Genomic DNA, 24,879 nt, shown 5'->3' with positions numbered 1-24,879 from the left:
CGTCCTGGTCGGGCCCATGGGCTCGGGCAAGTCCACGGTCGGCGGGCTGCTCGCCGAGCGTCTTGGCGTGCCCTACCGGGACACCGACGCCGATATCGTCGCGGCGCAGGGCCGGGAGATCTCGGACATCTTCGTCGACGAGGGCGAGCCGTACTTCCGTGAGCTCGAACGGCAGGCCGTACGCGCGGCGGTCGGGGAGCACCCGGGTGTACTCGCGCTCGGCGGCGGCGCGATCCTCGACGACTCGACCCGCGAACTGCTCGCCGGGCTGCCCGTCGTCTATCTGTCGCTGGACGTCGAGGAAGCGGTCCGGCGGATCGGCCTCAACCAGGCGCGCCCCCTGCTCGCCGTCAACCCGCGCCGCCAGTGGCGCGAGCTGATGGACGCGCGCCGCCATCTGTACACGGAAGTCGCTCGCGTCGTCGTCGCCACCGACGACCGCACCCCCGAAGAGGTCGCCCAGGCGGTCCTCGACGCTTTGGAGCTGAAGGACGTATGACGGACCAGGCAGTGACCCGTATCCAGGTCGGCGGCACCGAAGGCTCCGATCCGTACGAGGTACTGGTCGGCCGGCAGTTGCTCGCCGAGCTTCCCGGGCTCATCGGCCGGGCTGGGGGTCCCCCAGCCGGAGGTAGGGGGCGCGTTGCCGTGCTGCACCCCGAGGCGCTCGCGGAGACGGGCGAGGCCATCCGGGAGGACCTCGCGTCGCAGGGCTTCGAGGCCATCGCGATCCAGCTGCCGAACGCCGAAGAGGCCAAGACGGTCGAGGTCGCGGCGTACTGCTGGAAGGCGCTCGGGCAGACCGGATTCACCCGCTCCGACGTCATCGTCGGCGTCGGCGGCGGTGCCACCACCGATGTCGCCGGGTTCGTCGCGGCGACCTGGCTGCGCGGGGTGCGCTGGATCGCCGTACCCACCACCGTGCTCGCGATGGTCGACGCGGCGGTGGGCGGCAAGACCGGCATCAACACCGCCGAGGGCAAGAACCTCGTCGGGGCCTTCCACCCGCCCGCCGGTGTGCTCTGCGACCTCGCCGCGCTCGACTCGCTGCCCGTCAACGACTACGTCAGCGGCATGGCCGAGATCATCAAGGCCGGTTTCATCGCCGACCCCGTGATCCTCGACCTCGTCGAGTCCGATCCGCAGGGCGCGCGTACCCCCGCGGGACCGCACACCGCTGAGCTGATCGAGCGCTCCATCCGGGTCAAGGCGGAGGTCGTCTCCAACGACCTCAAGGAGTCGGGCCTGCGGGAGATCCTCAACTACGGCCACACGCTCGCGCACGCCATCGAGAAGAACGAACGCTACATGTGGCGGCACGGCGCGGCCGTTTCGGTCGGTATGGTCTTCGCCGCCGAACTGGGCCGTCTGGCAGGCCGGTTGGACGACGCGACCGCCGACCGGCATCGCTCGATCCTTCAGTCCGTCGGCCTGCCGCTGACCTACCGCGGCGACCAGTGGCCGAAGCTCCTTCAGACCATGAAGGTCGACAAGAAGTCCCGGGGCAATCTGCTGCGGTTCATCGTTCTCGACGGCCTTGCCAAGCCGACCGTGCTGGAGGGCCCGGACCCGGCGGTGCTGCTGGCCGCGTACGGAGAGGTGTCCGCATGACGCGTCAGGTGCTGGTACTCAACGGCCCCAATCTGGGACGACTGGGCTCGCGCGAGCCCGACGTCTATGGCGCGACCTCCTACGCGGGTCTGGTGGAGACCTGTCAGGAGCTCGGCAAGGAGTTCGGCTTCGACGTCGACGTGCGGGAGACGAACGACGAGGGCGAGATGATCCGCTGGCTGCACGAGGCCGCGGACGGCTCGATTCCGGTCGTTCTCAACCCCGGTGCCTTCACGCACTATTCGTATGGGATGCGCGACGCGGCCGCCCAGCGGACCGCCCCGCTGATCGAGGTGCACATCTCGAATCCGTACACGCGTGAGGCATTTCGGCACACTTCGGTGGTCGCGGCGGTCGCCAGCGGCACGATCGCGGGCTTCGGCATCGGCTCCTACCGGCTCGCTCTGCGGGCGCTGGCCGAGGAATTGACTGGCTGACAGGGCACTTCGGGCGGCTCCCGGCCGTTCCCACTGGGGGCGAACGGGAAGGTACCGTTCGCAAGCAGGGCGGCCGGAACAGGCGCCTGACCAGCGTGAGTCGTACGAGACGGAGTGGCACCGGATGCAGCACGCAGTGGGGGGTCCGCTGCCTCCGCCCCAGGAACCGGGGCAGGGACCGGCCGGATGGACACACAGCGCCCAGCACCCAGGGCCGCCGCCGGGCGCTCCCGTGGGACCTCCGCCGCCGCACGGTCGGCCGCCCGCCGCGCCACCTCCCGCCGCGCCACCTCCCGGCGCGACGCCCGTACCCCCGCCACCGCATCCCGCGGTACCGCCACACGGCCGCCCGCCCGCCGGGCCTCGGCCGGGCGCTCCCGCGGGGCCGCCGCCCGGAGCGCCGGGCGGCCCACAGCACCCGCACGGGCAGCCGCCCGCGGGACCGCCCACCGCTCCCGCCGGGCCTGGGCACCCGCACGGCGGGCACCACGCCCCCGGCTGGAGCGGTCCCACCCCGCGCCACGCCTCGGCCCCGCCGTCCCGTGAGACCACGGGTCACATCCAGCTGCCACCCGGAGGACCGGTTCCCATACCGGCGCCGGCGGACAGCGGGACCGGCACGGCCACGCTGGCGGTGCTGCTCATCGGCCCGGCCGGCGCGGGCAAGACGACCGTGGCCCGGCACTGGGCCGCCGGCCGCCGCGTCCCCACCGCGCACATCAGCCTCGACGACGTACGCGAATGGGTCTGCTCCGGCTTCGCCGACCCCCAGTCCGGCTGGAACGACCACTCTGAGGCGCAGTACCGCCTCGCCCGCCGCACCTGCGGGTTCGCCGCCCGGAACTTCCTGGCCAACGGCATCTCCTGCATCGTCGACGACGCCGTCTTTCCCGACCGCCCGGTCGTCGGCCTCGGCGGCTGGAAGCGCCATGTCGGCCCCGGGCTGCTGCCCGTGGTTCTGCTGCCCGGCCTCGAGGTCGTGCTGGAGCGCAACGCCGAGCGCAGCGGAAACCGCCGTCTCTCGGACGAGGAAGTGGCCAGCATCCACGGCCGGATGGCCGGCTGGTACGGGTCGGGGCTGCCGATCATCGACAACTCCAAGTACGACGTGGAGACCACGGCCCGGGTGCTCGACGACCTGCTGGCCCGGTCCATCGCCAGCCCGCCGAAGTGGTGACCCGCGGCCCGGGTGTGCCCACCCCCGGTCGGACGCGCTGACCAGGCCGGACCGCGCCACCGCTCGTAGGCTCGGAACATGTCAGAGGTGTATGGGGTCCGCCGCGACCGGCTGCGCGACAGGTGCGCTGCCACCGGCAGCGCCGGGGTCCTGGTCTCCCGTCCCGCGAACGTCCGCTACCTCGCGGGCGCCGCGCCGCCCGGCGCCGTACTGCTGCTGGGCCCTGACGAGGACGTCCTGCTCTGTCCCGAAACACCCACCGGTGATTTTGCCGACGGCCGCCCCGACGAACAGCTGCGGCTGACCATCCTGCCCATCTCGGCCGGCGATCCGGCGGTCGCCGCCGCCGAGCAGGCTCGCACCACGGGCGTCGAGTCGCTCGCCGTCGAGGAGCACCACCTGACCGTCGCCCGCCACCGGGCTCTGGGCTCGGTCGCGCCGCGGCTGCGCATCGCCGACCTCGGCCTTGCCGTCGAACAGCAGCGGGTCGTCAAGGACGAGGAGGAGATCGCCTGCCTGCGCATCGCGGCCGAGATCACCGACCAGGCCCTCGGCGAACTGCTCGAGTCGATCCTGGTCGGCCGCACCGAACGGCACCTCGCCCTGGAACTGGAGCGGCGGCTCGTCGACCACGGCGCCGAGGGTCCGGCCTTTCCGACCTCGGTCGCCACCGGGCTCCATTCGGGCCGAGGGGGTCACCGCCCCAGCGACCGCCGCGTCGAAGAGGGTGATTTCCTTTCTGTTTGCGTCGGCGCGAACTATCGCGGCTACCGCTGCGAGGTCGGCCGTACGTTCGTCATCGGGACGACGCCGGCGGGCTGGCAGATCGACCTGTACGACCTCGTATTCGCCGCTCAGCGGGCCGCCCGCGAGGCTCTCGCACCGGGCGCCGCGTTCCGCGACGTGGACCACGCGGCCCGTCAGATCCTGGACGCGGCGGGCCACGGCGAGGGTCTCGCACCCCGCACCGGGCACGGCGTCGGGCTCGAAATCGACGAGGACCCGCAGCTCGCCCCTGCGGCCATGGGTAAACTGGACGCTTGTGTGCCGGTCACCGTCGAACCGGGGGTCCACCTCCCGGGACGGGGCGGTGTCCGGATCGATGACACGCTCGTCGTGCGCCAGGAGGCGGACGGCGGACCCGAGCTACTCACCATCACGACCAAGGAGCTGCTCGCGCTCTAGCTTGTGCTGCAGCGCGCTTCCTCGGTCGTCCACCAGCGTCAGTCCAGGAGATTCCGCAACCGTGGCTTCCACGAACGACCTCAAGAACGGCATGGTGCTCAAGCTCGACGGAGGCCAGCTCTGGTCCGTCGTCGAGTTCCAGCACGTCAAGCCCGGCAAGGGCCCCGCCTTTGTGCGCACCAAGCTGAAGAACGTGCTCTCCGGCAAGGTCGTCGACAAGACGTTCAACGCCGGCGTAAAGGTCGAGACGGCCACCGTCGACCGCCGCGACATGCAGTTCTCGTACATGGACGGCGAGTACTTCGTCTTCATGGACATGCAGACGTACGACCAGCTGCACATCGACCGCAAGGCCGTCGGTGACGCCGCCAACTTCCTGATCGAGGGCTTCACCGCCAGCGTCGCGCAGCACGAGGGCGAGGTGCTCTACGTCGAGTTGCCCGCCGCCGTCGAGCTGACCATCCAGCACACGGACCCGGGCGTCCAGGGCGACCGCTCCACCGGCGGCACCAAGCCCGCCACCCTGGAGACCGGTTTCGAGATCGGCGTCCCGCTCTTCATCACCACCGGTGAGAAGATCAAGGTCGACACCCGCTCCGGCGAGTACCTCGGCCGGGTGAACAGCTAACCGTGGCTGCCCGGAACAAGGCCCGCAAGCGCGCCTTCCAGATCCTCTTCGAGGCCGACCAGCGCGGGGCGTCCGTGCAGACGGTCCTCGCGGACTGGGTCCGGCACTCGCGGTCCGACGACCGGCAGCCGCCGGTCGGCGAGTACACCATGGAGCTCGTCGAGGGGTACGCGCAGCACGCGGACCGGATCGACGACCTCATCGCCACCTACTCGGTCGGCTGGACCCTGGACCGGATGCCGGTCGTCGACCGCAACATCATCCGGCTCGGTGCGTACGAGCTGGTGTGGGTGGACGAGACGCCGGACGCGGTGGTGATCGACGAGGCCGTGCAGCTCGCCAAGGAGTTCTCCACCGACGAGTCGCCGTCGTTCGTGAACGGCATGCTCGGCCGCTTCAAGGACCTCAAGCCGAGCCTGCGCCGCGACTAGGTCCTGACCGACCGGACACGGCCTGGCAGGGCGCTCCTCGGGCTCCTCGCCGAATCACGCCCACCGAACGCCGACGGGGCTGGATCTTCCAGCCCCGTCGGCGTTTCTGCGTGGACCGGCGCGGCCCGCAAACACGGCGGAGGGCGAACCCGTACATGACGGATTCGCCCTCCGAGGTGACGTTTCTCCTGAAGGGGCGTCAGCCCTCTTCGTGGCTGACCGCGCGCCGCGCGTCCGCGTCGAGCACGCCCCAGCTGATGAGCTGCTCGGTCAGGACCGACGGCGACTGGTCATAGATCACGGCCAGGGTGCGCAGGTCGTCCTGACGGATCGACAGCACCTTGCCGTTGTAGTCGCCGCGCTGGGACTGGATCGTGGCGGCATAGCGCTGCAGCGGGCCGGCCTTCTCCTGCGGCACGTGGGCCAGCCGCTCCAGGTCGAGGACGAGCTTCGGCGGCGGCTCGGCGGCCCCGCCCGGCGTGGTGCCGGGAAGCAGCTCCTGCACCGGGACGCCGTAGAAGTCCGCAAGCTCGGCAAGTCGCTGTACGGTCACGGCCCGGTCGCCGCGCTCGTACGAGCCGACCACAACGGCCTTCCAACGGCCCAGGGACTTCTCTTCCACGCCGTGGAGGGAAAGCCCCTGCTGGGTGCGGATGGCGCGGAGCTTGGCCCCGAGCTGTTTTGCGTATTCGCTGGACATATAGCTCCCCGGACGCTGAGACAACGTGCGGCTCCGCCGCGCGGCTGGTAACTCACTGTGAGGTTACGCAGCGTTACTTGGATGCGTCAAGCCGAAAGGGTCCGACCGGTCTCCTTGAGGGGCGGCGCCCGGGGTCCGGGGCGGCCCTGGTAGCGTGGGTGGCGCAATTCCGACGTCCTTTAAGGTCCGTCCCGTGAGGCGGAGAAGGAGGTCCGTTTCATATGGACACCCATGGCAGTTCCGGTGCGGCACGCCCCGTTCTCGAGGCCCCCGACATCGCGCGGGTACTGACCCGCATCGCCCACGAGATCGTCGAACGCGCCAAGGGCGCCGACGACGTCGTGCTTCTCGGCATCCCGACCCGCGGTGTGTACCTCGCCCGCCGGCTGGCCGACAAGCTCAATGAGATCACCGGCCGCACGATCCCGGTCGGCTCGCTCGACATCACCATGTACCGCGACGACCTGCGGCTGCGGCCCGCCCGCGCGCTGGCCCGCACCGACATTCCCGGTGACGGCGTCGACGGCCGCCTGGTCGTCCTGGTCGACGACGTGCTCTTCTCCGGCAGAACCATCCGCGCCGCGCTCGACGCGCTCGGAGACATTGGCCGGCCCCGCGCGGTACAGCTCGCTGTTCTCGTCGACCGCGGTCACCGCGAACTCCCGATCCGCGCCGACTACGTCGGCAAGAACCTCCCCACGTCGCTGCGGGAGACGGTCAAGGTCCTGCTCTCCGAGGAGGACGGTCGCGACACCGTGCTGCTCGGTGTGCGTGAGACCGCCCCGGCCGGCGAGCAGTAGCACTCCTCCGTACGCCCACCAGTCCCGTACGGACGTGCCACCTGCGCGCCCGCATGCCGCTGAGCCCGTCCGGGACCGCACCCCACCGGCGGCTCGGCCGCCGGCCCGGACCCAAGACCTCCAGACAACGGAGCACACCCAGATGAAGCGCCACCTCATCTCGGCCGCCGACCTCACCCGCGACGACGCCGTGCTGATCCTCGACACCGCCGAGGAGATGGCCCGGGTCGCCGACCGGCCGATCAAGAAGCTGCCCACCCTGCGCGGCCGTACCGTCGTCAACCTCTTCTTCGAGGACTCGACGCGCACCCGGATCTCCTTCGAGGCCGCCGCCAAGCGCCTGTCCGCCGATGTCATCAACTTCTCTGCCAAGGGGTCCTCGGTCTCCAAGGGCGAGTCCCTCAAGGACACCGCGCTGACGCTGGAGGCGATGGGCGCCGACGCCGTCGTCATCCGGCACGGTGCGTCCGGGGCCCCCTACCGCCTCGCCACCTCCGGCTGGATCGAGGGCGCCGTCGTGAACGCCGGCGACGGTACGCACGAGCACCCCACCCAGGCGCTGCTCGACGCCTTCACCATGCGCCGCCGCCTCGTCGGAGCGGACGCCGGGATCGGGCGCGGCCTGGACGGCCGCCGGATCACGATCGTCGGCGATGTCCTGCACAGCCGGGTCGCCCGGTCCAACGTCCTGCTGCTCGGCACCCTCGGCGCCCACGTCACCCTGGTCGCCCCGCCCACCCTGGTCCCCATCGGCGTCGAGAACTGGCCGTGCGAGGTGTCGTACGACCTCGACGAGGTGCTGCCGAAGTCCGATGCGGTGATGATGCTGCGTGTGCAGCGCGAGCGGATGAACGCCGCCTTCTTCCCCACCGAGCGCGAGTACTCGCGCCGCTACGGCCTGGACGGCGACCGCATGGCGCGGATGCCGGAGCACGCCATTGTGATGCACCCCGGACCGATGAACCGGGGCATGGAGATCACCGCCCAGGTCGCCGACTCCGACCGCTGCACGGCCGTCGAGCAGGTCGCCAACGGCGTCTCGACCCGGATGGCCGTCCTGTATCTGCTGCTGGGCGGCAACGAGCCCGCCGTCAGCCCCCACCAGTCCCGCCCGCCGCTGGAATCCGAGGAGAACAAGTAACCATGAGCAAGATCCTTATTCGCGGCGCGAAGGTGCTGGGCGGCGATGCCCAGGACGTCCTGATCGACGGCGAGACCATCGCCGCGGTCGGTACGGGCCTGGCGGCCGAGGGCGCGACGGTGATCGAGGCCGCGGGCCAGATCCTGCTGCCCGGACTCGTCGACCTCCACACCCATCTGCGCGAGCCCGGCCGCGAGGACTCCGAGACCGTCCTCACCGGCACCAGGGCGGCCGCCGTCGGCGGCTTCACCGCAGTCCACGCCATGGCCAACACCTTCCCGGTCGCCGACACGGCCGGCGTGGTCGAGCAGGTCTACCGTCTCGGCAAGGAGTCCGGCTACTGCGACGTACAGCCCGTCGGGGCCGTCACGGTCGGCCTGGAGGGCAAGAAGCTCGCCGAGCTCGGCGCCATGCACGACTCCGCGGCGGGCGTGAAGGTCTTCTCCGACGACGGCAAGTGCGTCGACGACGCCGTGATCATGCGCCGCGCCCTGGAGTACGTGAAGGCCTTCGACGGCGTCGTCGCCCAGCACGCCCAGGAGCCCCGCCTCACCGAGGGCGCCCAGATGAACGAGGGCGTCGTCTCCGCCGAGCTGGGCCTCGGCGGCTGGCCGGCGGTCGCCGAGGAGTCGATCATCGCCCGCGATGTCCTCCTCGCCGCCCACGTCGGCTCCCGCGTCCACATCTGCCACCTCTCCACCGCGGGCTCGGTCGAGATCGTCCGCTGGGCCAAGTCCAAGGGCTGGAACGTCACCGCCGAGGTCACCCCGCACCACCTCCTCCTCACCGACGAGCTGGTGCGCACCTACAACCCCGTCTACAAGGTCAACCCGCCGCTGCGCACCGAGGCCGACGTCCTGGCCCTGCGCGAGGCCCTCGCCGACGGCACCATCGACTGCGTCGCCACCGACCACGCCCCGCACCCGCACGAGGACAAGGACTGCGAGTGGGCCGCGGCCGCCATGGGCATGGTGGGCCTGGAGACCGCCCTGTCCGTCGTCCAGCAGACGATGGTCGACACCGGCCTGATCGACTGGGCGGGCGTCGCCGACCGGATGAGTGTCCGCCCGGCCGTCATCGGCCGCCTGGAGGGCCACGGACGCCCCGTCTCGGCAGGTGAGCCCGCAAACCTCACGCTGGTCGATCCGGCATACCGTGGAGCCGTGGACCCCGCGGGCTTCGCCTCCCGCAGCCGCAACACCCCCTACGAGGGCCGTGAGCTGCCGGGACGCGTGACCCACACCTTCCTGCGGGGCCGGGCCACGGTCGTCGACGGGAAGCTCGCGTGACATCACTCATCGTCCTGGCCGCCGAGGAGAAGTCGGCGGAGGTGACCAACTGGGCCGGACGCATCGGCTGGGTGGTCGGACTGCTGCTCTTCATCGCCCTCGTCTACTGGCTGATGCGCCAGGGGTGGAAGTGGCGCGGCAGCCTCCAGTCCGGCATTCCCGAGCTGCCGTCCCGCCCGTCTCCCACCACCACCCTCAACCGAGACGGCAAGCCGCCGCTGCCTGGAATGCCCGCCACCCCGGGCGAGGCGACACTGAGCATGAGTGGCCGCTACCACGGCTCCACGACCGCCGGGCAGTGGCTCGACCGGATCGTGGCCCACGGCCTGGGCACCCGCAGCCGCGTCGAGCTCACGCTCACCGAGTCGGGACTGGACGTCGTACGCCCCGGCGCGCAGGACTTCTTCGTCCCCGCGGCGGCCCTGCGTGAGGCCAGGCTCGACAAGGGCATCGCGGGCAAGGTCCTGGCCGAGGGCGGACTGCTGATCGTCACCTGGGCGCACGGCGACACGCTGATCGACTCCGGCTTCCGCTCCGACCACGCGGCCGAGCACGCCGCCTGGGTCGAGGCGATCAACAACCTGAACCAGAACAGCACGACGGAAGGCGCACGATGACGACCTCCACCCGGGGAGCCGCCAAGGTTCCCGCCGTACTCGTCCTGGAGGACGGCCGGACCTTCCGCGGCCGTGCCTACGGGGCCGTGGGGGAGACCTTCGGCGAGGCGGTGTTCAACACCGGCATGACCGGTTACCAGGAGACGCTCACCGACCCGTCCTACCACCGCCAGGTCGTCGTGATGACCGCCCCGCACGTCGGCAACACCGGCGTCAACGACGAGGACGACGAGTCCAAGCGGATCTGGGTCGCCGGCTACGTCGTACGCGACCCCGCCCGCATGCCCTCCAACTGGCGCTCCCGCCGCTCCCTCGACGAGGAGCTCGTCGCCCAGGGCATCGTCGGCATCAGCGGCATCGACACCCGCGCACTCACCCGCCACCTGCGCGAGCGCGGCGCCATGCGCGTCGGAATCTTCTCTGGCGCCGCGGTCATGGACGACGCCACGCTGCTCGGCAAGGTGCAGGCCGCCCCCCAGATGAAGGGCGCGAACCTGTCCGCCGAGGTGGCCACCACCGAGACGTACGTCGTCCCCGCCATCGGCACCAAGAAGTTCACCGTCGCCGCCATAGACCTCGGCATCAAGGGCATGACCCCGCAGCTGATGGCCGAGCGCGGCATCGAGGTGCACGTCCTGCCCGCCACGGCCACGGCCGAGGAGGTGTACGCGGTCGACCCCGACGGCGTGTTCCTCTCCAACGGCCCCGGCGACCCGGCCACCGCCGACCTGACCGTGGTCAAGGCCGTCCTGGAGCGCAGGACGCCGCTGTTCGGCATCTGCTTCGGCAACCAGCTCCTCGGCCGCTCCCTCGGCTTCGGCACGTACAAGCTGAAGTACGGCCACCGCGGCATCAACCAGCCCGTTCAGGACCGCTCGACCGGCAAGGTCGAGGTCACCGCGCACAACCACGGATTCGCCGTCGACGCGCCGCTCGACAAGGTCTCCGACACTCCCTACGGCCGCGCCGAGGTCTCCCACGTCTGCCTCAATGACGACGTGGTCGAAGGTCTCCAGCTGCTCGACCAGCCGGCCTTCAGCGTCCAGTACCACCCCGAGGCGGCCGCGGGCCCGCACGACGCCGCGTACCTGTTCGACCGCTTCGTAACCCTGATGGAGGGCCAGCGTGCCTAAGCGCTCCGATATCCAGTCCGTCCTGGTCATCGGCTCCGGCCCGATCGTGATCGGTCAGGCCGCCGAGTTCGACTACTCCGGCACCCAGGCCTGCCGCGTCCTCAAGTCCGAGGGTCTGCGCGTCATCCTGGTGAACTCCAACCCGGCGACGATCATGACCGACCCGGAGATCGCCGACGCCACGTACGTCGAGCCGATCACCCCCGAGTTCGTCGAGAAGATCATCGCCAAGGAGCGCCCCGACGCGCTGCTGCCCACCCTCGGCGGCCAGACCGCGCTGAACACCGCCATCTCCATGCACGAGCAGGGTGTGCTGGAGAAGTACGGCGTCGAGCTCATCGGCGCCAATGTCGAGGCGATCAACAAGGGCGAGGACCGCGACCTGTTCAAGGGCGTCGTCGAGGCCGTCAACGCCAAGATCGGCCACGGCGAGTCCGCGCGCTCGGTCATCTGCCACTCGATGGACGACGTCCTGGCGGGCGTCGACGAGCTCGGCGGCTACCCGGTCGTCGTGCGCCCCTCCTTCACCATGGGCGGCGCGGGTTCCGGCTTCGCGCACGACGAGGACGAGCTGCGCCGTATCGCCGGACAGGGCCTCACGCTCTCCCCGACCACCGAAGTGCTCCTGGAGGAGTCCATCCTCGGCTGGAAGGAGTACGAGCTGGAGCTGATGCGCGACAAGCACGACAACGTCGTGGTCGTCTGCTCCATCGAGAACTTCGACCCGATGGGCGTGCACACCGGTGACTCGATCACCGTCGCCCCGGCGATGACGCTGACGGACCGTGAGTACCAGCGGCTGCGCGACGTCGGTATCGCGATCATCCGCGAGGTCGGCGTGGACACCGGCGGCTGCAACATCCAGTTCGCGGTCAACCCCGACGACGGCCGGATCATCGTCATCGAGATGAACCCGCGCGTCTCGCGCTCCTCGGCGCTGGCGTCGAAGGCGACCGGCTTCCCGATCGCCAAGATCGCCGCCCGTCTCGCCGTCGGCTACACCCTCGACGAGATCCCCAACGACATCACCGAGAAGACCCCGGCGTCCTTCGAGCCCACGCTCGACTACGTCGTGGTCAAGGTGCCGCGGTTCGCGTTCGAGAAGTTCCCGTCCGCCGACGCCACCCTCACCACCACCATGAAGTCGGTGGGCGAGGCCATGGCGATCGGCCGGAACTTCACCGAGGCGCTGAACAAGGCGCTGCGCTCGCTGGAGAAGAAGGGCAGCCAGTTCTCCTTCACCTCGGAGCCGGGCGACAAGGCGGAGCTGCTGCTGAAGGCCAAGGTCCCCACCGACGGCCGGATCAACACCGTCATGCAGGCCATCCGCGCGGGCGCCACGCCCGAGGAGGTCTTCGAGGCCACCAAGATCGACCCCTGGTTCGTCGACCAGCTCTTCCTGATCAAGGAGCACGCGGACGAGCTCGCCGCAGCCGAGAAGCTCGACCCCGACATGCTCGCGGACGCCAAGCGCCACGGCTTCTCCGACGCCCAGATCGCCGAGATCCGCGGGCTGCGCGAGGACGTCGTACGCGAGGTCCGGCACGCACTGGGCATCCGCCCGGTCTACAAGACGGTCGACACCTGCGCCGCCGAATTCGCCGCCAGGACCCCGTACTTCTACTCCTCGTACGACGAGGAGAGCGAGGTCGCGCCGCGCGAGAAGCCCGCCGTGATCATCCTCGGCTCGGGTCCCAACCGCATCGGCCAGGGCATCGAGTTCGACTACTCCTGCGTCCACGCCTCCTTCGCGCTCAGCGATGCCGGCTACGAGACCGTGATGGTCAACTGCAACCCCGAGACCGTTTCCACCGACTACGACACCTCCGACCGGCTCTACTTCGAGCCGCTCACCCTGGAGGACGTCCTGGAGATCGTCCACGCCGAGTCGCTGGCCGGCCCGATCGCCGGCGTCGTCGTCCAGCTCGGCGGCCAGACCCCGCTGGGTCTCGCGCAGGCGCTCAAGGACAACGGCGTGCCGATCGTCGGCACCTCGCCCGAGGCCATCCACTCGGCCGAGGACCGGGGCGCCTTCGGCCAGGTGCTCGCCGAGGCCGGTCTCCCGGCCCCCAAGCACGGCACCGCGACCACCTTCGCCGGGGCCAAGGCCATCGCCGACGAGATCGGCTACCCCGTCCTCGTACGCCCGTCGTACGTGCTCGGCGGGCGCGGCATGGAGATCGTGTACGACGAGGCGCGCCTGGAGGCGTACATCGCCGAGTCCACCGAGATCAGCTCCACCCGTCCAGTCCTGGTCGACCGCTTCCTCGACGACGCGATCGAGATCGACGTGGATGCGCTCTACGACGGCACCGAGCTCTATCTCGGCGGCGTCATGGAACACATCGAGGAGGCCGGAATCCACTCCGGCGACTCGGCGTGCGCGCTGCCCCCGATCACGCTCGGCGGCTTCGACATCAAGCGGCTGCGGGCCTCCACCGAGGCGATCGCCAAGGGTGTCGGCGTACGCGGCCTGATCAACATCCAGTTCGCGATGGCGGGCGACATCCTGTACGTCCTCGAAGCCAACCCGCGCGCCTCGCGGACCGTCCCCTTCACCTCGAAGGCGACCGCCGTTCCACTGGCCAAGGCCGCAGCCCGTATCTCGCTGGGCGCGACCATCGCCGAGCTGCGCGCCGAGGGCATGCTCCCGGCGAACGGTGACGGCGGCACCCTGCCGATGGACTCGCCGATCTCCGTCAAGGAGGCCGTGATGCCGTGGTCGCGCTTCCGCGACATCCACGGCCGCGGTGTCGACACGGTCCTCGGCCCCGAGATGCGCTCCACCGGCGAGGTCATGGGCATCGACTCGGTCTTCGGCACGGCGTACGCCAAGTCGCAGGCGGGCGCGTACGGCCCGCTGCCGACCAAGGGCCGCGCCTTCATCTCCGTCGCCAACCGCGACAAGCGCTCGATGATCTTCCCGGCGCGCGAGCTGGTGGCGCACGGCTTCGAGCTGCTCGCCACGTCCGGCACGGCCGAGGTGCTCAAGCGCAACGGCATCAACGCCACGATCGTGCGCAAGCAGAGCGAGGGCCAGGGCCCGGGCGGCGAGCGGACGATCGTCCAGCTCATCCACGACGGAGACGTCGACCTCATCGTCAACACCCCGTACGGAACGGGTGGCCGTCTCGACGGGTACGAGATCCGTACGGCAGCCGTGGCGCGCTCCGTGCCCTGCCTGACGACGGTCCAGGCGCTCGCCGCCGCCGTCCAGGGCATCGACGCGCTCAACCGCGGTGATGTGGGCGTCCGTTCGCTCCAGGAACACGCCGAACACCTGACCGCGGCCCGCGACTAGCAAACGGCGAGGGGGACACCGGAAACGGTGTCCCCCTCTTCATGAGGACACCTGCATGTACAAGTTCTTCTTCAACCTCGTCTTCAAGCGGATGGACCCGGAGCAGGCCCACTATCTGGCCTTCCGCTGGATCCGGCTCGCGGTCCGCGTCCCGGTGCTGCGTACGTTCGTCGCGGCCGTGCTCGCGCCCCGGTACTCGTCGCTGCGCACCGAGGCGTTCGGCCTGCGCATGCACGGCCCCTTCGGCCTCGCGGCCGGCTTCGACAAGAACGCCGTCGCCATCGACGGAATGTCGATGCTCGGCTTCGACCACATCGAGATCGGCACAGTCACGGGAGAAGCGCAGCCCGGCAACCCCAAAAAGCGCCTCTTCCGCCTCGTTCCGGACCGCGCGCTGATCAATCGCATGGGCTTCAACAACGAGGGATCGGCGGCGGTCGCCGAGCGCCTCCACGCGCGCGTGCCGGTCTTCAAGACCGTCGTGGGCGTCAACATCGGCAAGACCAAGGTGGTCCCGGAGGCCGAGGCGGCCGCCGACTACGTGAAGTCGACCGAGCGGCTCGCCGCGCACGCGGACTACCTGGTCGTCAACGTCTCGTCCCCGAACACGCCCGGCCTGCGCAACCTCCAGGCCACCGAGTCCCTTCGCCCCCTGCTCACCGCCGTACGCGAGGCCGCCGACCGCACGGTCACCGACCGTCGCGTCCCCCTACTCGTCAAGATCGCCCCCGATCTGGCCGACGAGGACGTCGACGCCGTCGCCGACCTCGCCCTCGAACTGGCCCTGGACGGCATCATCGCCACCAACACGACCATCGCGCGCGACGGCCTCGGCCTGAAGTCGGACCCGGCGCTGGTCAAGGAGACCGGCGGCCTTTCCGGCGCACCGGTCAAGCAACGTTCCCTGGGGGTCCTGCGGCGCCTCCACGCGCGCGTGGGCGACCGGATCACCCTGGTGGGCGTCGGCGGCGTCGAGAACGCCGAGGACGCCTGGCAGCGCATCCTGGCGGGCGCCACGCTCGTCCAGGGCTACAGCGCCTTCGTCTACCAGGGCCCCTTCTACGCCCGCGCGATCCACAAGGGCCTGGCGGCACGGCTGGCGGCCTCCCCGTACGCAACCCTCGCCGACGCCGTCGGCGCCGAGAACCGGAAGGCGACCACGTGACCCTCGCACCCTTCGGCGCACGCCTGCGCCACGCCATGGACACCCGCGGCCCGCTCTGTGTCGGGATCGACCCGCACGCGTCCCTGCTGACCGCCTGGGGCCTGAGCGACGACATCGGCGGCCTGGAGCGCTTCACGCGTACGACGGTCGAGGCACTGGCCGACCGGGTCGCCGTCCTCAAGCCTCAGTCGGCGTTCTTCGAGCGCTTCGGCTCACGCGGCATCGCGGTACTGGAGAAGGCGGTCGAGGAGGCGCGGGCCGCGGGCGCGCTGGTGCTGATGGACGCCAAGCGGGGCGACATCGGCTCGACGATGGGCGCGTACGCCGCGACCTACCTCGACAAGGATTCGCCGCTCTTCTCGGACGCGGTGACCCTCTCGCCGTATCTGGGCTTCGGCTCGCTGCGTCCGGCGCTGGACGCGGCCGCGGTCTCGGGCGCGGGTGTCTTCGTCCTGGCCCTCACCTCGAACCCGGAGGGCGCGGAGGTACAGCGCTCCACGGCCGCCGACGGCCGGTCGCTGGCGCAGCTGATGCTCGACCACATGGCGGCGGAGAACGCGGGCGCCGAACCGATGGGGTCGGTGGGCGCGGTCGTCGGCGCGACGCTGGGCGACGCGGGGGTGAACCTCGACATCAACGGACCGCTTCTGTCCCCCGGTATCGGCGCCCAGGGCGCGACTCCGGCGGACCTTCCAGGAGTCTTCGGCCGGGCCGTCGGGAATGTCGTGCCGAGCGTCAGCCGGGGCGTCCTGCGGCACGGTCCGGACGTGGCGGCGCTGAGGGAGTCGGCGACGCGCTTCGCGGACGAGGTACGCGCGGCGGTCTCCGGCGTTTAGCCGCTGGCGGGGGGCCTCGAACGCGTCCGCGAAAATCCCTGCATCGACCACGTTGACGAAAACTTGGCTCAAAACCTGGACGATATGTCGAAAATGTCCTAGTCGGTCGATGCTGACCAGGACTTTTCGTCTGTTCTCGCTGACTGGAGCGGTCATGGCCGCTAGTCTCCGTCGAAGAGCGAACGTGCACTGCGTTGTCCGTTGCTCGCCTGGTGAGGCGCGCCAAGGTTCCTCACCGGTCCGTATCCGACAGTTCGACATCCGAGGTGACGTAGGCGTGGCTCTTCCGCCCCTTACCCCTGAACAGCGCGCAGCCGCGCTCGAAAAGGCCGCCGCGGCTCGCCGGGAGCGGGCCGAGGTCAAGAATCGACTCAAGCACTCCGGCGCCTCGCTCCACGAGGTCATCAAGCAGGGTCAGGAGAACGACGTCATCGGCAAGATGAAGGTCTCCGCTCTTCTTGAGTCGCTGCCTGGCGTGGGCAAGGTCCGTGCCAAGCAGATCATGGAGCGGCTCGGCATTTCCGAGAGCCGTCGTGTGCGCGGTCTCGGCTCGAACCAGATCGCCTCTCTTGAGCGCGAGTTCGGCGGCGGCGCCGCCTGACGTTCTCGGGCACTCCCGGGAACCTGGATAATCGCTGCATGGCAGCAGAGGTACGTCCGCGGCTGACCGTGCTCTCCGGCCCCTCAGGGGTCGGTAAGAGCACGGTCGTCGCCCATATGCGCAAGGTCCACCCAGAGGTATGGCTCTCGGTGTCGGCCACCACAAGAAAGCCGCGCCCCGGCGAGCGCCACGGCGTTCAGTATTTCTTCGTCACCGACGAGGAATTCGACAAGCTGGTCGCCAACGGTGAGCTGCTGGAATGGGCAGAGTTCGCGGGCAACCGCTACGGCACACCGCGCCGTGCGGTCCTCGAACGCCTGGAGGCGGGCGAGCCGGTGCTGCTCGAGATCGATCTCCAGGGCGCACGGCAGGTCAAGGAATCCATGCCGGATTCGCTCCTGGTCTTCCTGGCCCCGCCGAGCTGGGAGGAACTGGTCCGTCGGCTCACCGGCCGCGGAACCGAGTCCGCCGAGGTCATCGAACGCCGGCTGGCGGTCGCGAAGGTAGAGCTGGCCGCCGAGTCGGAGTTCGATGTCACCCTGGTCAACACCTCCGTCGAGGACGTGGCGCGTGAGCTGCTAGCCTTGATGACAGTTGTTTGATCTTTGTCCGATCATTGTGCACGTTCTTCGGAAGGCTAGAGAGTGTCCTCTTCCATCACCGCGCCCGAGGGCATCATCAACCCGCCGATCGACGAGCTCCTCGAGGCCACCGACTCGAAGTACAGCCTTGTGATCTACGCGGCCAAGCGCGCGCGCCAGATCAACGCGTACTACTCGCAGCTCGGCGAGGGTCTCCTCGAGTACGTCGGTCCGCTGGTGGACACCCACGTCCACGAGAAGCCGCTCTCGATCGCCCTGCGTGAGATCAACGCGGGTCTGCTGACCTCCGAGGCCATTGAGGGCCCGGCTCAGTAGCGTTCTACGCTTTTCACCACAGGCCCGGCGGCGTGTCCGCCGGGCCTGTGGTCTGTTCGGGGGGCCCGGAGGGCCGTCTCCCCGAAGTGATGCAGCATGGGCATGTAGCAATCGTCGGGAGCGGGGAGATCCGTGGTGGACAGGCCGAAGGTCGTTCTGGGGGTCAGCGGAGGCATCGCCGCGTACAAGGCGTGCGAGCTGCTGCGGAGGCTGACGGAATCGGGCCACGACGTACGCGTGGTGCCCACGCAGTCGGCGCTGCACTTCGTCGGGGCCGCGACCTGGTCCGCGCTCTCCGGCCACCCCGTGTCGACCGAGGTCTGGTCCGACGTCCACGAGGTTCCCCACGTACGCATCGGGCAGGCCGCCGACCTGGTCGTCGTCGCCCCGGCCACCGCCGACATGCTCGCCAAGGCGGCCCACGGCCTCGCCGACGACCTGCTCACCAACACGCTCCTCACGGCCCGCTGTCCGGTGGTCTTCGCCCCCGCCATGCACACCGAGATGTGGGAGCATCCCGCGACCCGGGAGAACGTCGCGACGCTGCGCCGCCGGGGCGTCGTCGTCATCGACCCCGCGGTCGGACGGCTCACCGGAGTCGACACCGGCAAGGGGCGGCTTCCCGAGCCCGGCGAGATCTTCGAGGTCTGCCGCAGAGTGCTCGCCCGTGGCGTCGCGGCCCCCGATCTCTCCGGCCGCCATGTGGTCGTCAGCGCGGGCGGCACGCGCGAGCCGCTGGACCCGGTGCGCTATCTGGGGAACCGTTCCTCGGGCAAGCAGGGGTACGCCCTGGCCCGCACTGCCGCAGCCCGTGGTGCCCGCGTCACGCTCATCGAGGCCAACACCGGCATCACGGACCCGGCGGGCGTCGACGTCGTCCATGTGGGCACGGCGGTCCAGCTGCGTGAGGCCGTGCTCAAGGCCGCAGCGGACGCCGACGCCGTGGTGATGGCCGCGGCGGTCGCGGACTTCCGCCCCGCCGCGTACGCCGAGGGCAAGATCAAGAAGAAGGACGGCCAGGAGCCCGCGCCCGTGGCGCTGGTCCGCAACCCCGACGTCCTCGCCGAGATCTCCGCCGAACGGGCCCGCCCGGGCCAGGTGATCGTCGGCTTCGCCGCGGAGACCGACGATGTGCTCGCCAACGGGCGCGAGAAGCTGCGCCGCAAGGGCTGCGACCTGCTGGTGGTCAACGAGGTGGGGGAGCGCAAGACGTTCGGCTCGGAGGAGAACGAGGCCGTGGTGCTCGCCGCAGACGGCGGTGAGACGGCCGTTCCTTACGGGCCGAAGGAGTCCTTGGCGGACACGGTCTGGGATCTGGTCGTGCCGCGGCTCGGGTGAATTCTTGGGTTCGCCTCGAACAGACAATGAAATCCCAAGAAGTCCGGCATACTGACTCGGGACGCAGGTCTGTCGCACTGCATTTCCGCAATGGAACACAGGTCACACGGCTCCCACGGAGCGAGACGGGTGGACCGCTGCGGGAGAGCGCCGGATAAACTGCTCATGGAACGTCGCGGGGCGCAGCCCCCGGCCGGTCCGCCAATGATCAGCCAGCAGCCGCTGCAACCCCAGGGAGCATTGTGTCCCGTCGTCTGTTCACCTCGGAGTCCGTGACCGAGGGTCACCCCGACAAGATCGCTGACCAGATCAGCGACACGATTCTCGACGCCCTTCTGCGGGAGGACCCGACCTCTCGGGTCGCCGTGGAGACCTTGATCACCACCGGTCTGGTGCACGTCGCCGGCGAGGTGACCACCAAGGCGTGGGCAGACATCCCCACGCTGGTGCGCAACAAGATCCTCGAGATCGGTTACGACTCCTCGAAGAAGGGCTTCGACGGCGCGTCCTGCGGCGTCTCGGTCTCGATCGGTTCGCAGTCGCCGGACATCGCGCAGGGCGTCGACACCGCGTACGAGAAGCGCGTCGAGGGCGACGAGGACGAGCTCGACAAGCAGGGTGCCGGCGACCAGGGCCTGATGTTCGGCTACGCCTGCGACGAGACCCCCGAGCTGATGCCGCTGCCGATCTACGTGGCACACCGGCTCTCGCGCCGTCTGTCCGAGGTCCGCAAGAACGGGACCATCCCGTACCTGCGCCCCGACGGCAAGACCCAGGTCACCATCGAGTACGACGGCGACAAGGCCGTCCGTCTCGACACCGTGGTCGTCTCCTCGCAGCATGCGTCGGACATCGACCTCGACTCGCTGCTTGCGCCCGACATCCGCGAGTTCGTCGTCGAGCACGTGCTCAAGCAGCTCGTCGAGGACGGCATCAAGCTCGACACCGACGGCTACCGCCTGCTGGTCAACCCGACCGGCCGCTTCGAGATCGGTGGCCCGATGGGCGACGCCGGCCTCACCGGCCGCAAGATCATCATCGACACCTACGGCGGCATGGCCCGGCACGGCGGCGGCGCCTTCTCCGGCAAGGACCCGTCGAAGGTGGACCGCTCGGCGGCGTACGCGATGCGCTGGGTCGCGAAGAACGTCGTGGCCGCCGGCCTCGCGGCACGCTGCGAGGTCCAGGTCGCGTACGCGATCGGCAAGGCCGAGCCGGTGGGCCTCTTCGTCGAGACCTTCGGCACCGCGGCGGTCGACGTCGACAAGATCGAGCAGGCCATCGGCGAGGTCTTCGACCTGCGCCCGGCGGCGATCATCCGTGACCTGGACCTGCTGCGCCCGATCTACGCGCAGACGGCGGCGTACGGCCACTTCGGCCGCGAGCTCCCCGACTTCACGTGGGAGCGCACGGATCGCGTGGACGCGCTGCGCAGCGCCGCGGGACTCTAGGCTCTGCGCCACCAGGCTCGCGCGACGGCCCCGGACCGGGATGGCGGGATGGTCCGGGGCCGTCGCACGTCCCGTGACAGTGCCCCGCACGGGCCGGGTCTCCGGCGCCCGGCACTGTCAGTGGCATCTGGTAGGAATTTGGCTGTGAGCAGCGACAACAAGCAGCCCGAAGAGCCCGCCGCCGACGGGCCCGAGCAGCTTGCGCTCATTCGGGAGACCGTGCGCAAGGCCAAGGTGCCCAAGGCAAAACCGCGGACCTGGCGGGGAGCCGCGCTCGCCGGGGAACTGCCCGTGGCGCGGGTAGTGGTCAACAAAGGCGTGCTTCATCTCGATCAGTACTTCGACTACGCCGTGCCCGCGGAGCTGGATGAGGACGCGCAGCCCGGGGTCCGGGTGCGGGTGCGGTTCGGGGCCGGGGCGCACCGGGTGCGGGAAGGCCGGCGCGAAGGGGGCGGGCTGATCGACGGGTTCCTCGTCGAGCGGCGTGCCGAGTCGGACTACACGGGAGCGCTGGCCGCGCTCGCCTCCGTGGTCTCGCCCGAGCCGGTGCTAAGCCCCCAGATGCTTGCCCTGGCGCGGGCGGTCGCCGATCGGTATGCGGGGAGCCTGGCGGATGTGCTGCAGCTCGCCGTTCCACCGAGGAACGGACGGGCCGAGGCCAAGCCTTCGCCCCAGCCGCTGCCGCCGCCCGGTGCGCCGGATGCCGGAAGCTGGGTGCGGTACGGCCGGGGGGCCGCGTTTGTGGATGCGCTCGCGAGTGGGGGCGCGCCGCGGGCGGTGTGGACCGCCCTGCCCGGGCCCCTGTGGCCGGACGAGCTGGCGCGGGCCGTCGCGGCGACGCTCGCCTCGGGGCGGGGCGCGCTGGTCGTCGTGCCCGACGGGCGGCGCTCCGCGCGGGTGGACGCCGCCCTCACCGCGCTGCTCGGGGAGGGGTTCCACGCCGTGCTCACCGCCGAGTCCGGCCCCGAGAAGCGCTACCGGCAGTGGCTCGCGGTGCGCCGCGGGTCCGTGCGTGCGGTCGTCGGTACGCGGGCCGCGATGTTCGCGCCCGTGCAGAACCTCGGCCTGGTCGCGGTCTGGGACGACGGCGACTCCAGCCACAGCGATGAGAACGCGCCATTCCCGCATGTGCGCGAGGTACTGGAGTTGCGGGCCGCCCACGACAGATGCGCCTTCCTGCTGGGGAGTACGAGCTGCACGGTCGAGGCGGCACAGCTCATGGCGAGCGGCTGGGCGCTGCCGCTGACAGCCGACCGCGAGCAGGTGCGCAGGAGCGCGCCCCTCGTGCGTACCGTCGGGGACGGCGAGCTGGCGCGCGACGAGGCGGCGCGGGCGGCGCGGCTGCCGAGCCTGGCCTGGCAGACCGTGCGGGACGGGCTGAAGAGCGGACCGGTGCTGGTTCAGGTGCCCAGGCGCGGCTATGTTCCCAGGCTCGCCTGCGAGCGGTGCCGTACGCCCGCGCGCTGTCGGCACTGCTCGGGCCCGCTGGAGGCGCCGGACGAGCGCGATCTGAAGTGCGGCTGGTGCGGGCGCGGGGCGCCCGACTGGCACTGTGTCGCATGCGGCAGTACGAGACTGCGCGCCCGCGTTGTGGGCGCCCGGCGCACGGCGGAGGAGCTGGGCCGTGCCTTCCCCGCCGTCCAGGTGCGCACATCGGGCCGGGACCATGTGCTGGACAGCGTGCCCAGGCGCCCCGCGCTGGTGGTGAGTACGCCCGGTGCCGAGCCCGTCGCCGAGGGCGGATACGCGGCGGCGCTGCTGCTCGACGGCTGGGCGATGCTGGGGCGGCCCGATCTGCGCTCGGGCGAGGACGCGCTGCGGCGCTGGATGGACGCGGCCTCGCTGGTACGCGGGCAGAGCGAGGGCGGCACGGTGGTGGTGGTCGCCGAGCCGACGCTGCGTCCCGTACAGGCGCTAGTGCGCTGGGATCCCGTCGGGCACGCACAGCGCGAGCTGGCCGAGCGGGCGGAGCTCGGGTTCCCGCCGGTGTCGCGGATGGCGGCGGTGTCGGGACGGGCGGAGGCGATCGCCGCGTTTGTGGCGAGTGCGGAACTGCCGGGCGACACCGAGGTGTTGGGCCCAGTGCCGCTTCGGGTCACGGATCCGGGCAGGCCCCGCAGGCCCGGTGACCCTCCGGTGGGCGAGACCTGGGAGCGGGTGCTGCTCAGGGTGCCGCCGGGCAGCGGAGCGGCACTGGCCGCCGCACTGAAGTCGGCCCAGGCGGCCCGGACGGCCCGTGGGGGCAGCGAGCAGGTACGGATCAGGGTCGACCCGCCGGACATCGGCTGAGCCCGTCGGACGTCGCCTGAAGAGGGAGCCTCGGCTCGCACAGCAGACGGCTGCCCCCACCCGTCGGGGTGGGGGCAGCCGGGCGGGGAAGGTCAGCCGTTGCGCGGGCCGGGGAAGGCGCTCTGGCGGGCCTCCTCGCGGAGGGGTTGGCTGCCGGCCGCGGACTGCTGCGGCATGGTGCGGGCAGCGGGGACGGCCGGCAGGCTCGGGCCCACCGGCAGCGTGCGCGTCGTCGCCGTCTCCCCGCCGTGGTCCACATCCGCGGGGCCCGCCTGCTGGGCGGCCCGCCGTGCTCCGTACCGACGGTGCACCGCCTGCTTGGTGACCCCAAGCGCCGAGCCCACCGCGTCCCACGAGAAGCCCAGCGAACGGTCGAAGTCCACCGCCGCGGTCACCAGGGTCTCTACGCTGTCCCGCAGTTCCTGCGCCAGACGGACGGTCGGGGCCGGGGCCCTTCCGTAGACGACGAAGCCCGTGGAGGGGCCTGAGCGGCGCGGGCGGTAGACATTGCCCAGCTGTGCGGTCAGCGTGCGCAAGGCGTCCACCTGCCGGCGGACCCGCTCGATGTCCCGCACCAACAGGTGCAGACTTGCCCGGGCTTGGGCGTCGTGGGTTGCGTGGTCGGCCATTGACAAGCCTCTCGAACCGGCGTTGAAAAAGGGGCCGGGCCGCATCCTGGGCGGCCCGCTTCGGTCAATCTCTCTTGACCAACGCTCCACCCGGCGATGTGGTCACGGGGCGGGGGCGTATGCGTATGTGCGCGGGGCGCACGGCCACCCGTACGCCCCCTGCCGCCCCGGCCCATAGACTGGTGTGCTGCTCGTCACCGCAGGACCAGTCGCTACCAGCACGCATCAGCCTGAGAGGCAGTCAGCCACCGATGAAGCTCGTCTTCGCAGGCACCCCCGAGGTCGCCGTACCCGCCCTGGACGCCCTGATCGCCTCCGACCGGCACGAGGTGGCCGCCGTCGTCACCCGGCCCGACGCACCCGCAGGGCGCGGTCGCCGACTGGTGGCAAGCCCGGTCGCGCAGCGGGCCGAGGAAGCCGGGATCGAGGTGCTGAAGCCGGCCAGGCCGCGCGACGAGGCGTTCATCGAGCGGCTGCGCGAGATCGCGCCCGACTGCTGCCCGGTCGTCGCCTACGGCGCTCTGCTGCCCAAGGTGGCGCTCGACGTGCCGGCCCGTGGCTGGGTCAATCTGCACTTCTCGCTGCTGCCCGCCTGGCGCGGAGCCGCACCCGTCCAGCACGCGATCCTCGCGGGGGACGAGATGACGGGCGCATCGACCTTCCTGATCGAGGAAGGCCTCGACTCCGGGCCGGTCTACGGCGTGCTCACCGAGCATGTAAGGCCCACCGACACCAGCGGCGACCTGCTGACCCGGCTCGCCTTCGCCGGCGCCGGGCTGCTCGCCGCGACCATGGACGGCATCGAGGACGGCACCCTGCGGGCCGTGCCGCAGCCGGCCGAGGGCATCACGCTCGCGCCGAAGATCACCGTCGAGGACGCCCATGTGGACTTCAGGGCCCCGGCGCTCCGCGTCGACCGCGTGGTCCGGGGATGCACCCCGGCGCCCGGCGCGTGGACGGTCTTCCGCGGGGAGCGGCTCAAGCTGATCCACGTGGCACCGGCGGCGGACCACACGGAGCTCAAGCCCGGCGAGCTCTCGGCAGGGAAGAACAACGTGTACGTGGGTACCGGATCGCACGCCGTGGAGCTGCTCTGGGTCCAGCCACAGGGCAAGAAGCCGATGCGTGCGGCCGACTGGGCGCGCGGGGTGCGCATCGCCCAGGGCGAGCTTGTGGGCGCGGCGGACGTAGGCTGAGAGCGTT

At 70.7% G+C, this 24,879-nt stretch carries 24 protein-coding genes; 22 read left to right on the top strand and 2 right to left on the bottom strand.

What is annotated here, in order from left to right; all coding sequences use genetic code 11:
• Positions 1-16: 16 nt before the first annotated feature.
• The 7 genes from FBY35_RS23890 (at position 17) to nusB (ending at position 5,469) form a co-directional block, all read left to right on the top strand.
• Positions 17-499, top strand: a complete 483-nt coding sequence (locus FBY35_RS23890) for a shikimate kinase (protein ID WP_142218130.1) — start codon at positions 17-19, stop codon at positions 497-499.
• Complete coding sequence (aroB, locus tag FBY35_RS23885) at positions 496-1,611, top strand: 3-dehydroquinate synthase (protein ID WP_142216038.1); 1,116 nt, start codon at positions 496-498, stop codon at positions 1,609-1,611. The genes FBY35_RS23890 and aroB overlap by 4 nt, the downstream gene beginning before the upstream one ends.
• A complete protein-coding gene (gene aroQ, locus FBY35_RS23880; protein WP_142216037.1) occupies positions 1,608-2,048 on the top strand; it encodes a type II 3-dehydroquinate dehydratase in 441 nt (146 codons plus the stop codon). The genes aroB and aroQ overlap by 4 nt, the downstream gene beginning before the upstream one ends.
• A 124-nt stretch (positions 2,049-2,172) precedes the next feature.
• Positions 2,173-3,225 carry an AAA family ATPase gene (locus FBY35_RS23875; RefSeq protein WP_186357051.1) on the top strand — a complete coding sequence of 351 codons (1,053 nt, stop codon included), beginning with the start codon at positions 2,173-2,175 and terminating at the stop codon, positions 3,223-3,225.
• A gap of 78 nt (positions 3,226-3,303) precedes the next feature.
• A complete protein-coding gene (locus FBY35_RS23870) occupies positions 3,304-4,410 on the top strand; it encodes an aminopeptidase P family protein (RefSeq protein WP_142216035.1) in 1,107 nt (368 codons plus the stop codon).
• A 61-nt stretch (positions 4,411-4,471) separates the two neighbouring features.
• Entirely contained in the window at positions 4,472-5,038 is a 567-nt protein-coding gene (efp, locus tag FBY35_RS23865) for an elongation factor P (RefSeq protein WP_142216034.1), read from the top strand.
• A gap of 2 nt (positions 5,039-5,040) precedes the next feature.
• Positions 5,041-5,469 carry a transcription antitermination factor NusB gene (gene nusB, locus FBY35_RS23860; protein WP_142216033.1) on the top strand — a complete coding sequence of 143 codons (429 nt, stop codon included), beginning with the start codon at positions 5,041-5,043 and terminating at the stop codon, positions 5,467-5,469.
• A gap of 199 nt (positions 5,470-5,668) precedes the next feature.
• On the opposite strand, the gene bldD is transcribed toward nusB, so the two are convergent.
• On the bottom strand, positions 5,669-6,169 hold the full coding sequence (gene bldD / locus FBY35_RS23855; RefSeq protein WP_142216032.1) for a transcriptional regulator BldD: 501 nt from the start codon (positions 6,167-6,169) through the stop codon (positions 5,669-5,671).
• 221 nt (positions 6,170-6,390) lie between these two features.
• Here bldD and pyrR point away from each other — a divergent pair, with 221 nt between their 5' ends.
• From pyrR to FBY35_RS23785, 14 genes are all read left to right on the top strand, one after another.
• A complete protein-coding gene (pyrR, locus tag FBY35_RS23850; protein WP_142216031.1) occupies positions 6,391-6,969 on the top strand; it encodes a bifunctional pyr operon transcriptional regulator/uracil phosphoribosyltransferase PyrR in 579 nt (192 codons plus the stop codon).
• A 142-nt stretch (positions 6,970-7,111) separates the two neighbouring features.
• Positions 7,112-8,110: an aspartate carbamoyltransferase catalytic subunit gene (locus tag FBY35_RS23845; protein ID WP_142216030.1), complete on the top strand. Its 999-nt coding sequence runs from the start codon at positions 7,112-7,114 to the stop codon at positions 8,108-8,110.
• 2 nt (positions 8,111-8,112) lie between these two features.
• Positions 8,113-9,399: a dihydroorotase gene (locus tag FBY35_RS23840; protein ID WP_142216029.1), complete on the top strand. Its 1,287-nt coding sequence runs from the start codon at positions 8,113-8,115 to the stop codon at positions 9,397-9,399.
• A complete protein-coding gene (locus FBY35_RS23835) occupies positions 9,396-10,016 on the top strand; it encodes a hypothetical protein (protein ID WP_142216028.1) in 621 nt (206 codons plus the stop codon). The genes FBY35_RS23840 and FBY35_RS23835 overlap by 4 nt, the downstream gene beginning before the upstream one ends.
• The gene (carA, locus tag FBY35_RS23830; RefSeq protein ID WP_142216027.1) at positions 10,013-11,149 is read left to right on the top strand and encodes a glutamine-hydrolyzing carbamoyl-phosphate synthase small subunit; all 1,137 of its coding nucleotides are present in this window, start codon (positions 10,013-10,015) and stop codon (positions 11,147-11,149) included. The genes FBY35_RS23835 and carA overlap by 4 nt, the downstream gene beginning before the upstream one ends.
• On the top strand, positions 11,142-14,450 hold the full coding sequence (carB, locus tag FBY35_RS23825) for a carbamoyl-phosphate synthase large subunit (protein WP_142216026.1): 3,309 nt from the start codon (positions 11,142-11,144) through the stop codon (positions 14,448-14,450). The genes carA and carB overlap by 8 nt, the downstream gene beginning before the upstream one ends.
• Before the next feature lie 55 nt (positions 14,451-14,505).
• Positions 14,506-15,615 carry a quinone-dependent dihydroorotate dehydrogenase gene (locus FBY35_RS23820; protein ID WP_142216025.1) on the top strand — a complete coding sequence of 370 codons (1,110 nt, stop codon included), beginning with the start codon at positions 14,506-14,508 and terminating at the stop codon, positions 15,613-15,615.
• The gene (pyrF, locus tag FBY35_RS23815; protein ID WP_142216024.1) at positions 15,612-16,451 is read left to right on the top strand and encodes an orotidine-5'-phosphate decarboxylase; all 840 of its coding nucleotides are present in this window, start codon (positions 15,612-15,614) and stop codon (positions 16,449-16,451) included. The genes FBY35_RS23820 and pyrF overlap by 4 nt, the downstream gene beginning before the upstream one ends.
• 277 nt (positions 16,452-16,728) lie before the next feature.
• Positions 16,729-17,052, top strand: coding sequence for an integration host factor (locus FBY35_RS23810; RefSeq protein WP_005319887.1), 324 nt, complete (start codon positions 16,729-16,731; stop codon positions 17,050-17,052).
• Positions 17,053-17,090: 38 nt separating this feature from the next.
• Complete coding sequence (gene gmk, locus FBY35_RS23805; protein ID WP_142216023.1) at positions 17,091-17,654, top strand: guanylate kinase; 564 nt, start codon at positions 17,091-17,093, stop codon at positions 17,652-17,654.
• Positions 17,655-17,696: 42 nt separating this feature from the next.
• Positions 17,697-17,969 (top strand): DNA-directed RNA polymerase subunit omega, encoded by a 273-nt coding sequence (gene rpoZ, locus FBY35_RS23800; RefSeq protein WP_005319902.1) that lies wholly within the window; start codon positions 17,697-17,699, stop codon positions 17,967-17,969.
• 135 nt (positions 17,970-18,104) lie between these two features.
• Entirely contained in the window at positions 18,105-19,307 is a 1,203-nt protein-coding gene (coaBC, locus tag FBY35_RS23795; protein WP_142216022.1) for a bifunctional phosphopantothenoylcysteine decarboxylase/phosphopantothenate--cysteine ligase CoaBC, read from the top strand.
• Positions 19,308-19,549: 242 nt separating this feature from the next.
• Complete coding sequence (metK, locus tag FBY35_RS23790; protein WP_142216021.1) at positions 19,550-20,758, top strand: methionine adenosyltransferase; 1,209 nt, start codon at positions 19,550-19,552, stop codon at positions 20,756-20,758.
• 144 nt (positions 20,759-20,902) lie between these two features.
• The gene (locus tag FBY35_RS23785) at positions 20,903-23,047 is read left to right on the top strand and encodes a primosomal protein N' (protein WP_142216020.1); all 2,145 of its coding nucleotides are present in this window, start codon (positions 20,903-20,905) and stop codon (positions 23,045-23,047) included.
• A 92-nt stretch (positions 23,048-23,139) separates the two neighbouring features.
• On the opposite strand, the gene FBY35_RS23780 is transcribed toward FBY35_RS23785, so the two are convergent.
• Positions 23,140-23,676 carry a hypothetical protein gene (locus FBY35_RS23780; RefSeq protein WP_142216019.1) on the bottom strand — a complete coding sequence of 179 codons (537 nt, stop codon included), beginning with the start codon at positions 23,674-23,676 and terminating at the stop codon, positions 23,140-23,142.
• Positions 23,677-23,927: 251 nt separating this feature from the next.
• Between FBY35_RS23780 and fmt the strand changes: the two genes are divergently transcribed.
• On the top strand, positions 23,928-24,872 hold the full coding sequence (gene fmt, locus FBY35_RS23775) for a methionyl-tRNA formyltransferase (protein ID WP_142216018.1): 945 nt from the start codon (positions 23,928-23,930) through the stop codon (positions 24,870-24,872).
• Positions 24,873-24,879 lie beyond the last annotated feature (7 nt).

This window comes from Streptomyces sp. SLBN-118 (genome assembly GCF_006715635.1).
In the GTDB taxonomy this organism is placed as follows: Bacteria; Actinomycetota; Actinomycetes; order Streptomycetales; family Streptomycetaceae; genus Streptomyces.
The sequence above is the reverse complement of the archived record's forward strand: the minus strand, read 5'-3'. Positions and strand labels throughout refer to the sequence as shown.